General features: G+C 30.8%; 16 protein-coding genes. 5 read left to right on the forward strand and 11 right to left on the reverse strand.

Annotated features, from left to right (window positions below; all coding sequences use genetic code 11):
* Window positions 1–17: 17 nt before the first annotated feature.
* The 6 genes from ruvX to hisA all read right to left on the reverse strand — a co-directional run bounded on the left by ruvX (window position 18) and on the right by hisA (window position 5,857).
* A complete protein-coding gene (gene ruvX, locus DNJ73_RS04090; protein WP_158466432.1) occupies window positions 18–452 on the reverse strand; it encodes a Holliday junction resolvase RuvX in 435 nt (144 codons plus the stop codon).
* Window positions 449–1,486: a hypothetical protein gene (locus tag DNJ73_RS04095; RefSeq protein ID WP_257473320.1), complete on the reverse strand. Its 1,038-nt coding sequence runs from the start codon at window positions 1,484–1,486 to the stop codon at window positions 449–451. Before DNJ73_RS04095 ends, ruvX begins: the two co-directional genes overlap by 4 nt.
* 20 nt (window positions 1,487–1,506) lie before the next feature.
* On the reverse strand, window positions 1,507–2,604 hold the full coding sequence (locus DNJ73_RS04100; RefSeq protein ID WP_257473321.1) for a hypothetical protein: 1,098 nt from the start codon (window positions 2,602–2,604) through the stop codon (window positions 1,507–1,509).
* A 123-nt stretch (window positions 2,605–2,727) separates the two neighbouring features.
* Window positions 2,728–3,285 (reverse strand): thylakoid membrane photosystem I accumulation factor, encoded by a 558-nt coding sequence (locus DNJ73_RS04105; protein ID WP_158466433.1) that lies wholly within the window; start codon window positions 3,283–3,285, stop codon window positions 2,728–2,730.
* Between the two features lie 69 nt (window positions 3,286–3,354).
* The gene (locus DNJ73_RS04110; protein WP_158466434.1) at window positions 3,355–4,956 is read right to left on the reverse strand and encodes a DUF3685 domain-containing protein; all 1,602 of its coding nucleotides are present in this window, start codon (window positions 4,954–4,956) and stop codon (window positions 3,355–3,357) included.
* A gap of 130 nt (window positions 4,957–5,086) precedes the next feature.
* The gene (gene hisA, locus DNJ73_RS04115; RefSeq protein ID WP_158466435.1) at window positions 5,087–5,857 is read right to left on the reverse strand and encodes a 1-(5-phosphoribosyl)-5-[(5-phosphoribosylamino)methylideneamino]imidazole-4-carboxamide isomerase; all 771 of its coding nucleotides are present in this window, start codon (window positions 5,855–5,857) and stop codon (window positions 5,087–5,089) included.
* Window positions 5,858–5,950: 93 nt separating this feature from the next.
* On the opposite strand from hisA, the gene DNJ73_RS04120 reads away from it, so the two are divergent.
* Complete coding sequence (locus DNJ73_RS04120; RefSeq protein WP_158466436.1) at window positions 5,951–6,868, forward strand: NAD-dependent epimerase/dehydratase family protein; 918 nt, start codon at window positions 5,951–5,953, stop codon at window positions 6,866–6,868.
* Here DNJ73_RS04120 and pgsA read toward each other — a convergent pair.
* A complete protein-coding gene (gene pgsA, locus DNJ73_RS04125) occupies window positions 6,840–7,409 on the reverse strand; it encodes a CDP-diacylglycerol--glycerol-3-phosphate 3-phosphatidyltransferase (RefSeq protein WP_158466437.1) in 570 nt (189 codons plus the stop codon). The genes DNJ73_RS04120 and pgsA overlap by 29 nt on opposite strands.
* 212 nt (window positions 7,410–7,621) lie before the next feature.
* Between pgsA and DNJ73_RS04130 the strand changes: the two genes are divergently transcribed.
* Together DNJ73_RS04130 and DNJ73_RS04135 are read left to right on the forward strand one after the other, a co-directional pair.
* Window positions 7,622–8,233, forward strand: a complete 612-nt coding sequence (locus tag DNJ73_RS04130; RefSeq protein WP_158466438.1) for a PCC domain-containing protein — start codon at window positions 7,622–7,624, stop codon at window positions 8,231–8,233.
* 117 nt (window positions 8,234–8,350) lie between these two features.
* Complete coding sequence (locus DNJ73_RS04135) at window positions 8,351–9,238, forward strand: GNAT family N-acetyltransferase (protein WP_158466439.1); 888 nt, start codon at window positions 8,351–8,353, stop codon at window positions 9,236–9,238.
* A 14-nt stretch (window positions 9,239–9,252) separates the two neighbouring features.
* On the opposite strand, the gene DNJ73_RS04140 is transcribed toward DNJ73_RS04135, so the two are convergent.
* The 3 genes from DNJ73_RS04140 to nth all read right to left on the reverse strand — a co-directional run bounded on the left by DNJ73_RS04140 (window position 9,253) and on the right by nth (window position 10,879).
* Window positions 9,253–9,456: a hypothetical protein gene (locus DNJ73_RS04140; RefSeq protein ID WP_158466440.1), complete on the reverse strand. Its 204-nt coding sequence runs from the start codon at window positions 9,454–9,456 to the stop codon at window positions 9,253–9,255.
* Between the two features lie 21 nt (window positions 9,457–9,477).
* Window positions 9,478–10,146 (reverse strand): SDR family oxidoreductase, encoded by a 669-nt coding sequence (locus DNJ73_RS04145; protein WP_158466441.1) that lies wholly within the window; start codon window positions 10,144–10,146, stop codon window positions 9,478–9,480.
* Window positions 10,147–10,225: 79 nt separating this feature from the next.
* On the reverse strand, window positions 10,226–10,879 hold the full coding sequence (nth, locus tag DNJ73_RS04150) for an endonuclease III (protein WP_158466442.1): 654 nt from the start codon (window positions 10,877–10,879) through the stop codon (window positions 10,226–10,228).
* Window positions 10,880–11,061: 182 nt separating this feature from the next.
* Here nth and DNJ73_RS04155 point away from each other — a divergent pair, with 182 nt between their 5' ends.
* Together DNJ73_RS04155 and DNJ73_RS04160 are read left to right on the forward strand one after the other, a co-directional pair.
* Entirely contained in the window at window positions 11,062–12,123 is a 1,062-nt protein-coding gene (locus DNJ73_RS04155; RefSeq protein WP_257473323.1) for an ABC transporter ATP-binding protein, read from the forward strand.
* A 165-nt stretch (window positions 12,124–12,288) separates the two neighbouring features.
* The gene (locus DNJ73_RS04160; protein ID WP_158466763.1) at window positions 12,289–12,840 is read left to right on the forward strand and encodes a ferritin; all 552 of its coding nucleotides are present in this window, start codon (window positions 12,289–12,291) and stop codon (window positions 12,838–12,840) included.
* 18 nt (window positions 12,841–12,858) lie between these two features.
* Here the strand turns inward: DNJ73_RS04160 and DNJ73_RS04165 are convergent, their stop codons facing one another.
* Complete coding sequence (locus tag DNJ73_RS04165) at window positions 12,859–13,140, reverse strand: pilus assembly protein (protein WP_158466444.1); 282 nt, start codon at window positions 13,138–13,140, stop codon at window positions 12,859–12,861.
* Window positions 13,141–13,146 lie beyond the last annotated feature (6 nt).

Raw genomic sequence — 13,146 nt, forward strand, 5'->3', positions numbered from 1 at the left:
TACATCATATTCAAAATTTAATTTGAGTCATCCAGATCAGGTCCCTCAATAAGCCATTGTTGTAAAAGTATAGCGGCCGCGGCACTATCAATTTTTCCACTTTTGTCGCTTTTTAAAGAGAATTTCTCTTTAGCTTCGACTGTTGAGCAATGTTCATTTATAAAAACCAGAGGAAGGTTTAAACATTTCGCTAATTTAATCCCATATTTTTTACATCGAATTGATTGATTGGTTTCTTTGCCATACATATCAAGAGGATTGCCAATAACTAGTCCTTCAACTTTTCTACTAGCGCATATATTTTTGAATTTTTGAAGATCTTCTTCAAATCCTTTTTTAAATATTGCAGGAAGATGAGTTATTGATATTCCAAGTGGATCACAACCAGCGATACCTATCCTTTTATTTCCAATATCAAGACTTAAAACTGAACAAGGCTTGGGTTGAATCATCTATTATTTTTAATTTGAAAAGTAGAGGGTAATTCGGGTTGTTGTTGTAAGTTCCCAACAAGATTAGTTAAAAGCTCAGTTTCTATGGATTTAAATTTATATCCATTTTGCCTTTTCCATATACTTCTTCCCAGAAGAACTCTTTCTTCTTTTGTTACCCAATTACTTTTACTCATTATCTCATTCAATTTATTGTCTTCACTGGTTGTTTCTATGTAGTAGTTGTTTTTGGTAAGCTTAAAATTATTAATTCTTTGTGGAATAGATTGGTTCAGCCTCTCATCCCAAGCTAAACCCCTTATTAGTTCTAGGGAAGAATCATATTGGGGACAAATTGATGGTATTAAACCTGCTATCACATTGTTTTTTTGACACTTAATAACACCAGTTAAAATATTTCTTTTCTCATAGATATCATGCCATTGCCGATCAAAAATAGAACGGAAATTTATTGACTCTCTTGCTTGTTCAAGTCTCCAAATTAGTTGGCTATTTTCTTCATTGAGTCTTTCCCAGATGAAATTTTGTTTATATTCATTCTTTATATATTTCAAATCATCTCTTCTCTTCCAATATTTAATTATCTTGAACGGTTGAAAACCAGATTGCCTTATTATGGATAAGTTTTGATTGTCATTTGTATTTACTGAGATTAGGAAACTTTGAGTATTAATATTACTTTCATAGAGAATTTTTCGTAGCAAATTTTCTAATAGATTATAGCGACTATATGATATAGATTCTCCGATGAAATAAGGTTCTGATATTGACCAACAGGAACCTCTTTTATTTATTGGTGTAGCCAAAATATATGCAATTATGTTATTTCTTTCAATGGCTACAAAACATGTTGAGTTACGAGTTGGAATGATATTTGTAAGATTTGATTCTAATGAAGAAAACCATTTTTTACATAACAGTATTTGAAATATTCCAAGATATTTAGGCTTATTACATTCTTTAAGCATTGATAAATGTCTGAGCTTAAGTGGCTCAATTATCAAATCTGAAGGTAAAGCTTTATCTTTTCCCATTTCTTTATTTTATTATATTTTTAACTACCACGTGAGTTTGAACTTCTTTCATTTTGTCTGATTAGTACTAGTGGTGTAAGTTGATCAGCATTGCCAGCTGGATTAGAAGTTAAGGCTCTTTTTATTATTTCAATATTATCAAAATTATTTGTTGATAGAATTTTAACTTTGCCTAGATCATTCACATCTACAACAGCTACATTAACTTGTAATTCTTTTGAGGCTTTTAGGCAAAAATCTTTAGCATCTTGAGGTCCTAAAACTATACTTTTATCATAGGGAGGTGTTGTACCAGTAATATCATCAATTAATCGTGCTTGCTCTCCCGCTAAACGATAGAACATCCCTTTAATTTTAAATGATTTACATATCCCTCCAACTAGCCATGAGATTATTACGCGTGTTGGACCAGAAATATTTATTAGTGTTTGCATCCCGCAAGCAGTTGCTAAACTACTTGTTGGATGAAATCCTTTGCACAGTAATTTTGCCACCAAACTTACCTTGATGTTTCTATAATCTATATACTTACCTTGCATTATTGCTAGTGGTGATTCTCCAATGGTAAGAATGTCTGAGGATAAGCAATCTTTTGGCAAATATAATTTTAAAATATTAATAGGATCATCTAACTTTCCAAGAATGTGAGTTTTAATTGGCTGAACAAAATTATGGTTAGAGGTTTTATCAGAAATTATATTTGAAAAATTAGGTACAACGAACCCATCAAATCTTGTGAATTTACCAAATGGTCCATAATTACCCCATTGAATATCTAACCATAAACATTTCACCTTATCTAGGGCTGTATTTTTAGTCTGATATTCAACCTCAATACTAACCAATGTGGATTTTTTGCTTTTTAAAATATATGCAGACCAATAATCATTTTGTTGTTCCACTTCATCAGGGTGAATTGGTTTGATTTTTGTATGAATGCTTATTAATTCATCTTGGGAAATTCCTATTAATTTAGGTTTTACTTTGAAAAAAGGTATCATAACTTCCATTTCTTTATGAATATTTGATATTTCAACCAAAGTTGTATATTTAAGCTTTGATTCCGATGAATTTTTCTTAAATTCTTTGGGTTTTAGTCTTAATGGTGATTTAACCATTATATGATGATTAATTTCGATCAAGAACAAAATACTTATTCCGAGTATAAGAAAGCTTAGTAACATTTAGAGAAAGATTATTTGATAATTAAATTTTTAATTTTTAATCAGTTAGTATCATTTTTAGCTACCTCTAGGTTTAGTGTAACCTTCTTTAGAAGGTTCACTATTGTACTCATTAAAGCTTTTAACTGTAAGATTAAAATCAGGCTTTTTAAGACCAGTTCCTTTAGTTATTGCTTCATTAATATCATCAAAAGAAACCTGTCCCTCTTTGTCCAACAGGATATTTCCATTACCATCAAGAATTACTACTTGAGGGATTTTTCCGTGCCAATAGAATCCGGGATCCTTAAATGTTTTCTCGTCATTGTTGTCTAATTCATCAATTGAAAGTGGAATCAAATCGATTGATGAACTCCATAATAGTTTAATCCCTGAAACTACTGGGGCAAATTGTTTGCTAGTAGAACTATCATCTAGATAGAAAACTAAAACACTTGTTCTTTTATTTTTTAATGATTCTGACAATGTGCTTGGTGGCGGTACTAATGAACCGTTCCCTGCATAGATTGGGAATATATTTCCATCATAACTATTAGTATCTCTAGCAGAGTAAACTGGATTAATAGAGAAAATAAAAAGTATTAGTAATGACGATAATATTCGAAATAAGATCAAAGTAAAATACTAAATTTGTTTAATTCTAAAGTCTTAATGCTAATCTTGCTATATTTATTAATAAATAAATTATCCTTTAGATAGATTTTTTCCCATTCCCTGAGCAATACCTCTTCCTACTAATCCAATAGATCTTCCAATAACTTTTGTAAGAATCAAAACTATTAAATCACCTAAGTATTGAATTATTGACTGTACTTGAGGGGCTAGTGCATCTCTTAATTCAATGATAAATGCTATTTGTCTTTGGGCCCAATCTAATTTCCTTAATTCATCATCTCTAGGTTCAAGAATTATAATTTTTTCTACTGCATTATTATTAACAGTATAATATAATCTTTTACTCTCGTATAATCTAACTGGTTTTTTAAAAATATTTTGAATTTGATTCTTTGTATTTATTTGATTTCTCTTACGCTCTAATTCTCTCGTTGATATCAAGTCTTGATTTAAGAAGTATTTTCTTAACTGTGGCCATTCCGAGCATGATGATATTATCTCTTCACTAAGTAATTCTGCAGTCCTAAATATCCAATTAAGAATAAGCATTTCTAATTGAATAAAAGCTCTAGGGTCTTCTATTGATAAATATTGTCCATCTATTATGACAGGCTTATTATTTAATATAGGATCTAATATTAAATCAATTGAAGGCAGCTCATCGTCAATTATTCCGAGATTTGAGTTATTTATTATGTAATCTGAAATAGTGACCTCAACACCATTTTTTTGTAGGCGATGATAAGAATCTATAAAATTACGTAACGTATTAGCGCGTAATTCCGGTGTAATTGATTGTAAATCCTTCTCAAATCCTTCTTCTTGATCACTTTTTGAATCGAGTTTGCTTATTAAAATTGAAAATTCATACAAAAGAGTTTTTAAAAGATTTATTCTTTTTATGTTGTTTAATGAGAAAAGAGCTGAAAGCTCATCAGTAGAATTAGTAAGACTATCTTGAATTCTTTCATTTACTCGGCTATAAATTACTTTCCATAACTCTTTCATTGATGAGTTTTTTATGGTTATATCAGTACTATATTTTTTAATTATATTTGAATCTCCATTATTAGCATTCTTAACTGGAGAATCTATTAATACTTCTAGAGGTCCCCATAACCAGAGAATTAATCTTTTTGCTGTTAATAGTTCTCTTCTTCTACCTATTAAGATAAAAAGATAAAAAGTACTTACTGATTTCTTAGCTATGATATGTTCAATCGTATGTAAATCCTTATTTATTTGTGACAAACCACTGGTTAATAACCAATGCCCTAAACCATATGACTTATTAATTGAGTTGGTATTATAATTTGTTTCATTATTTATTTTAAATACTCTGCCACCACCTATTAAAGTATTAATTGCTTCTTTCAAAAGTTCGATTGTTGGATCTTGAATAACACCCTCACCACCAAAACTCATCAAATCTGCAGAAGATAGTTTAATATTTTTAGGGATTACAATTAAAATAGGAGTTTGATTCCATCTTTCTTTTAATCTAAATATTTCTAATTTAATTGAGTTTGAGATTTCTATATCTTCAAGGCAAAATAGAATAAGTTTAGGTAAACCATTTATATCGTTTACATCCAGGATTATTTCTAAATTATTATCTTGAGATGTTAGCTGCAAAGCTAATGACTCACCCAATAGAGAAGGTGCTATCATTAAAATCTGTATAGGTCTCTCAGCGATCAATTTAAATTCAAGTGGCTATCCTTTTTAAGATAACTTGATTTATAAATACTTCCAGCCCTAATCAATAAATCCTCAATACCTATATTATTCCTTTGAAATGTTAGACAAAAAATTTATCTTTATCATCAAATGAATCTTGAATAATTAAATTTTTTAGTGTTATTAGCGCTTCTTTTAGCTCTATAGAACCATCATATAACGCTCTACCTACGATAATTCCTTCAATACCTTCATTCTCTATATTTGCTAAGGAAATTAAATCAGCTATTGAACCTATCCCCCCTGATGCAATTACGGGGTTAGTACTTATTTGAGCGATCTCTTTTAAGGCCTGGACATTTGGGCCTTTTAGTGTTCCATCAGTTGAAATATCAGTAGATATTATTGCGGCTAATTCAAGATCATTGAGTTGTTTGGTTAATTCTAATGATGTTATTTTGCTTTGCTCTAACCAACCTCTAGTAGCTACCATTCCTTCTCTTGCATCAATCCCTACTGCAATTTTTCTTGGATATTCATTAGAAAGAACCTTAACTAATTCAGGATTCTCAATTGCAATTGTTCCCAAAATAATTCTATCTATTCCAATTTCAAATAATTCTTTTGCACGACCTATGTTCCGAATACCTCCACCAAGTTGAATCGGAATTGAAATAGATTTCTTTATCTTTCTAATTATTTGATCATTTACAGCCTGTCCCGTCTTGGCACCATCAAGATCTACTAGATGCAATCTTTTTGCTCCTTGCTCTTCCCATACTTGAGCTTGTTTTACAGGATCACTATTGAACCTTGTAACCTCATTATAATTTCCTTGATTTAGTCGAACACACTTCCCATTCAATAGATCTATTGCAGGTATGATTTCCATCAAAAAATTAATTATTACTATTCATCTAACATCATTTGTGAGGCTGCGGGAGCCTATCTGTAGGCTTTAATATATCTTTTTTAATAAAGGATCTTGAAAGTTCTTTTTTTTGGTGGAACAAGGTTTGTAGGAAAAGCTCTTGTCTCAAGATTGCTATCTAAAGGTCATGAAATATTTGTTTTTACACGTGGAAATTTACCTGTACCAAATAATGTAACCCATCTAAAGGGAGACAGGTCAAGTGATGAAGACCTTAGAAAAATATCTGGTCATTCATTCGATCTTATTGTTGATAGTTGCGGACGGAAATTGGAAGACACCCAAAGACTTCTAGAATTTTCAGGCTTACCAAGTTATAGATTTATATATATAAGTTCCGCAGGAGTTTATAACAATACACAATTATTTCCTGTTGGAGAAGATTGTCCAATAGATCCAAAAAGTCGTCATATTGGTAAAGCAAAGACAGAGGCTTGGTTGAAGGAAGAGGCTATTCCTTTCACTAGTTTCCGTCCCACATATATTTATGGACCAGGTAACTATAATCCTATTGAGAAATGGTTTTTTGACCGAATAATTAATCGCCGATTTATTCCTGTTCCACTTGACGGTCAAATTATTACACAATTAGGACATGTCTCTGATTTGGCTGAGGCGATTTCAAAATCACTTGAAACAGACCAAGCAATCAATCAAATTTATAATTGTTCAGGAACCAGAGCAGTCACTTTTAGGGGTTTAATTGAAACAGCGATATTAGCTACTGGTAATAAAGTGTCTGATTTTAATTTACGTTCTTTTGATCCTTCAAAACTTGATCCTAAGGCTAGAAAGGTTTTTCCTTTAAGGTTATCTAATTTCTTTACTGACATTTCTAAAATACAAAAAGATTTATCTTGGGAACCGAAATTTGATTTGTTAAACGGTTTGATCGATAGCTATAAGAATGACTATATATTAGCTAATCATGAACAACCTGATTTTACTTCTGATGAGTCTCTCTTTGATTGAATAGATATTTTATAGCTGAGCTAAAAGTAAGAAATAAACTAATCCAGAATAATATATATCCTATTTCATTGATAATATTAGTGATATAAAAACTTCCCCAATTTTCTGGCCAAAGTAAAAGAATTATACTTATAAATTGAAGTATGGTTTTAACTTTACCTTGAATTGTGGCGGGCATACCTGATTTTTTATCAGATCGCCAACTAGTTATTAAAAATTCTCTGGATAGTATTAACCAGACAGACCATAGTGGTACTAAATTCTCATGGACCAACCAAATCATTGGACCAATAAGAAGAATCTTATCTGCTAAAGGATCTAATCTGGCGCCAATAATTGATTGATAATTATATTTACGAGCAAAATATCCGTCAAGAAAATCAGTAAGAGCACCTATTAGGATTAGTAAAATAAAAATATCATTATTACCATTTACAAGAGCGAAAACAATAGGTAATCCAAGAAATATTCTAGAAATTGTTAGCCCGTTAATAATTATTGGCCAATTAATTAATCTTTTTGTGTTAATAAATTTCTTCATTTTATTTAAAATTCAATGTAGTAATCTTACTTATGATTTCTAATTTTATAGAATAGTCAACACATTATATTATAATAAGTTCTCATTAATTAAATCCATGACAACCTTTCTTATTTTTATGTTTTTCCTGTCTTTAGGAGTAATGGCATTTATTGTAAAGAAATTAGATCAAGAATAGTTTAAAAGCTTTAATTACTATCCTACTATATATTATGGAGCATTTTTTTTATAAGTTATCATCAGGAGCTGATGTATTCAATTCACTAATTGAATTACAGATAAAACATAATTCTTCATCTTTTCTAATAAGTGCTGTTGGTGATCTTTCAAAAGTTTCATTCAAATGCCCTTTAAATGAAAAGCCTGTAATACTTGAGAAAAAGCTTGAGATAATTACCTTAAGTGGTTATTTGACATCGTCAGATTCACATGTTCATATCAGTGTATCTGACGAAAATTGTGCTGTTTTCGGGGGACATCTTCTTTCTGGAACAACTGTTCTCAAATCGTTAGATATTTTACTGGGTGTAACTCCAAACCTTAGTAGGCAATCTATAAAGAACTTAAGTGATAATCCTGTATGCGTAGATATTTATGTTTTATCAGATTGCCCTTGGTGCAAAAGAGCTCTTAAACTTCTTGATTCATATAATATTGATTATAATTATAATTTAATTACTAATGATGATGAATTTAAAAAAATTAGCAATATAACTTCTGTTAATACCTTCCCTCAGATATTTATAAATAATGAATTTATTGGCGGCTATTCAGAATTAGCTAAATTATCTACTCTTGGGAGTTTAAATAAACTTATTAATTAGCTTTAATATTTAACGGTCTAATATATATTTTAAATATTTGATGTTTTTTTATGCTCATATTTATGGATATATTATTTAGTTTTATTAGAGTCATTATTAATAAAATAATTATAATTTATGGATAATCCTTTATCTATTAAACCTTTGAGCAAAGCTGATATTGATTTTGTTACTGAAATATCAAGAAAAGAGGGGTTTGCACCAGGAGTGGGTGATTTAGGAATTTATCAAAATACAGATAGTCAGGGACTTTGGGTTGGTTGGTTGAATGATACCCCTATTGGCTGTATTGCCGGTGTTAGATATAATGAAAACTATGGATTCCTTGGTTTGTTCTTAGTAATTGAGAAGTTTAGAGGTAGAGGATTTGGATTGCAGCTTTGGAAAAAAGCAATGGCTCATTTAAGTGATTTGCCTTGTGTTGGTTTGGAGGCCGCTCCTGAGAGAATTGCTGATTATTCAAAATGGGGTTTTACTGTTTCATCGAAAACAACAAGATGGCAATGGTTGGGAAATGGAAAATTCCTTGATGAATGTTTAACGCAGGAGGATTTAAATAATTTTAGTTTTGTTGAGGATTCTTCAATACCTTCGACTGCTGTTGAAAAATTTGATGAAAAAAGAGAAGCTACTCCTAGACCTCATTTTCTTTCAAATTGGCTAAATCATCCAGCTGGAAAGGTAATAGCAGTTATCGATAAAGAAGGAATATGTCATGGCTTTGGTCGAATAAGACCATGTCTTTTGAAAACTGGTGATGGGTGGAGAATTGGCCCTTTAATGGCTGACTCTCCAAAGCTTTTAAAAATTTTATTGAAAAAATTAATTGATAGTCATCCAGGACTGATAATTATTGATACACCTGGATTAAATAATTCTGCCACTGAATTATTTAAGGATCTTGGTTTTAAATCTGAATCAGAAACTTTTAGAATGTATAGAGGGTATCAACCACCTGTCTCTATGAATGATGTGTATGGATTAGCATGTCTAGAGTTGGGCTAAATATTTTCCTATTTTCATCTGTTGGAGTTTAATTTTTCTCTATGTATTTGTTTCTCTGAGTTTAATTGAGACTCTAATTGATCAATAAGCCTAGTAACTAATGATTGGAACTCTGGTTGGCAACCTCTGAAGGCAGCTTTATGTCTTATTGATTCGTTTCGTGTCCTTAGATCAGTAAGCATTAGCTGCAACGCATCAATTTTAGCGTTGGTATTCATGATGAATTTAAGATTTGGTATTTAAATTTTAAACGTCTTTATTGCCTTACTCATATTTGTTTTGGGATTTTCTTCGCTACTAGTAATCTCGATTATTTTTTCTATTGAATCTTTTGTTTTTAAAGCCTCTATGCAGGCTTTTGCGACTAGTCTTCTAGGGATCGAGCCTTCTTCTTGAGTTTTTTCACCGGAAAATAAAATATTTTGATTTTTTAAATTAGTTTCATCCTCATTTAGGCCTCCTGGACGAATCACAGTCCAATCAAGGCCACTTTTTTGTAGTGATCTTTCACCCAATCTTTTCCAAATGAGTATGAGACCAAATAAATTTAGAGGGTGTATTAATTTGCCTGCACAAAGAGAACTTACAAGTACAACCCTTTTTAGTCTTTGCCTTTTACAACTTTCAACTTGTTTTTGGATATTTAAATAATCTACTTTAGCGGGCCCTGTTAAATCGATGGATGGTCTTGCACCAGTAGCTATTACGAGACTATCACATCCTTTTAGAGCGTAATCAAGAGTAACGCCATTAGTATCTGACAAAAAGTACCTTTCACAGCCTTTTAACGAATTAGGTAGTTCTGATTGTGATCTAATTATTAATCTCACCTCATATCCAGCCGAGATGGCTTCTTCTGCTACTCGGTAACCTGTTTTCCCAGAAGCACCTGTTATTGCTAATTTCATAGAAAATTAAACTAAATTGATATATTTTCTAGCAAAAAATGGTACTTTTTGTTGAGATAATAAAAATCATTGAATAATATTAAGCCTTTAAACAAATAACTGGTTTTTTCCTGGAGGGGTAAAGCTCCTTGCATAATTTACATATTGTTCCGTTACATCCTCTTGCTGAGCAATATTCTCTTCCATAAAATATGATTTGTAAATGTAATTTGTTCCATAGACTTTTAGGAAATATTTTTTTAAGATCCTTTTCAGTTTGAATAACACTTTTTCCAGAACTTAAACCCCATCTTTGAGATAATCTATGTATGTGTGTATCCACAGGAAATGATGGTATACCAAAAGCCTGTGACATTACTACACTCGCTGTTTTATGTCCTACTCCTGGTAAAGACTCAAGGCTTTTAAATGAATTAGGTACTATATTATTATATTTGTTAATAACAATTCTTGATAAATTATATATATTTTTTGCCTTTGTCTTTGCTAGCCCAAGTTGCTTTATATAACTATAAATCTTCTCTTCACCTAATCTATACATTTCTTCTGCTGAGTTAGCAACTCTAAAAAGTTCTTTTGTTAATTCGTTGACTTTTTTGTCAGTAGATTGAGCGCTTAAAACTACTGCTATAAGCAAAGTAAAATCATTTTGATGATCCAAGGGGATATGTGTTTCAGGGTATATCTCTTCAAGTCTTTTTATTATTACTTTTACTCTCTCAGATTTTTTCATTTAGTATTAATATTTTTCTTAATTTAATTAATTAAAAATTGATAACGTGCAAGCCAGAACATAAAAACGGAAGCAAGTGTATCATTTTATACATTTACCCGTGCTTTTTGTCTATCGACTTTTGCTTTTGCTTAACTTTAACTTTAATTAGTTCTCAATGGATAGAATAAGCAAAAATAATTTTGGAGAATACTGAACTAGAAATCCAGAACTTATGGCATAAGTTTAAATCCAATAAAGATAGCAACTGGGTTTTAAAAGATATTAATTTTTCTCTGAACACTGGTGAATTAGTTGGTTTGCTTGGTCCTTCTGGTTGCGGAAAAACTACTCTGCTCAGATTAATTGCAGGTTTTGAAAAGCCAAATAGTGGATTTATAAGAAAAAATGGTCAAATAATTTCTGATAAAAATTACCTTCTTTTACCTGAAAGAAGGAAAATAGGGATGGTTTTTCAAGACTATGCACTATTTCCTCATTTAAATGTTTGGGATAATGTTTGCTTTGGTATAACCAAGAAAAAAACATCTATTGAAAGAGCAAATTGGCTATTAAATTTATTAGGTATTTATGAATTTAAAGGTAGATATCCTCACGAATTGTCTGGCGGTCAAAGTCAAAGAGTCGCATTAGCTCGAGCCCTGGCTCCAGGAACCTCATTGGTTCTGTTAGATGAACCTTTTTGCTCTTTAGATGTTGAAGTAAGAGCCAAGTTAAGATTAGAGCTTTCTTCTGTATTAAAGTCCTGTTCGGCTTCTGCTCTTTTAGTAACTCATGACCCTCAAGAAGCATTAGCTATTTGTAATCGAGTGGCTGTTATGAGAAAAGGTGAAATTCTGCAATATTCAACTCCAGTAGAAATGGTTTCTAGGCCATCTAATGATTTTGTAGGTCAATTTGCTTTGCAAAGAAATATTTTACCCATTCGACATTTTAATAATTCCTATTCAACAAGAATTGGAAAATTGAATATTTCTTTTGATAAATCAATCTCAACTAATTCTGTATGTATGTTCGATAAAAACTCTATTCTAATTGAGCCATGTCCAAATGGATTGTTCACTGTCATGGCAATAGAGTATCGTGTTAATCATTATGTCTATACAGTAATTACAGATGGTATAAAATTAAGCGTAGAAATGGGATTAGAATCTAAATTGAATATTGGAGATAATTGCAAGGTAAGATATATTTTAGGAAAAGAATTCTTAGTTCTACCTGAGAAAATCAAATCTAATTTCTAATTTAACTAACGATATTTTTTAATATAATTTTTAGCAATTGAGATTCATTATCAAATCAATAATTTTAAATTTTCGTTTTCACGGCAACAAAATGATACAAAAAGAGTTATCATTTGTTTGAATAAAAAATTAGTTTTTGCTTTCTTTGGCCTAGCTTTTTTTGTTATGCAATCAGCAACATCAAGTTCTATAAATCTCAATACTGGTCCTTCAGGTCGCGCTATTGCGCAACCTATGGACAAAGACCTTCTTGAGGCTTTGTATCAACATACTTCACTTGAAAGGGATTCAAGTGCTCAATATTTAGCCATGTCCCTTTGGCTACTAGAAAGAGAATTGCGAGGCTTTTCTAATTTTTTTAAAAAGGAGTCTTTATCTGAACAGGAGCATGGTTTTAACTTCGCAAAATATATAATCGCAAGAGGTCAAAGCGTTGAACTTGATGCGGTGACTAAACCAATACAAAATTGGAATTCAGTTGAAGAATTAGTAACACTATCTTTCCAAATGGAAGCTGACGTTACGACCTCTGTCCAGCAGCTATATTCCATGGCAGAGAGATCAAATGATACTCGTACTACAGTATTTCTTGATCCAGTTATAGACGAGCAAATTAAATCTGAGGATGAAATGGCTTATTTGCTTGGTAAAGTCAAATTTGCTAAAAATGATCCTTCTGCGCTATTTATTATTGATAATGAATTAAATATTGATTAATTAATTTTTATTTTATTCTCAAATTTCTTGGAAAGAATTTGATCTTTTAGTAACTTCTAATAAAAACTCTATAGATAATTCATTACAGTTTCTTTTAAACATATTTTCTGCAATATTTAATATTTTTAATCTATTAATGTTTAATTTATTAAGCTCTTTCTTTAACCTAGTTAATAAAATTTTGTTTTGACAAGTTTTAATTGAGTTATTGATATTATTTGTTCTATTTTTAATGTATTCCACTTCTTCGCAAAGTGAAAGAATAATAGATTCTGAATAGTTGAAAAGATATTTATTCATTATTTA

This window comes from Prochlorococcus marinus XMU1408, from assembly GCF_003208055.1.
GTDB classification, from domain to species: Bacteria; Cyanobacteriota; Cyanobacteriia; order PCC-6307; family Cyanobiaceae; genus Prochlorococcus_B; species Prochlorococcus_B marinus_A.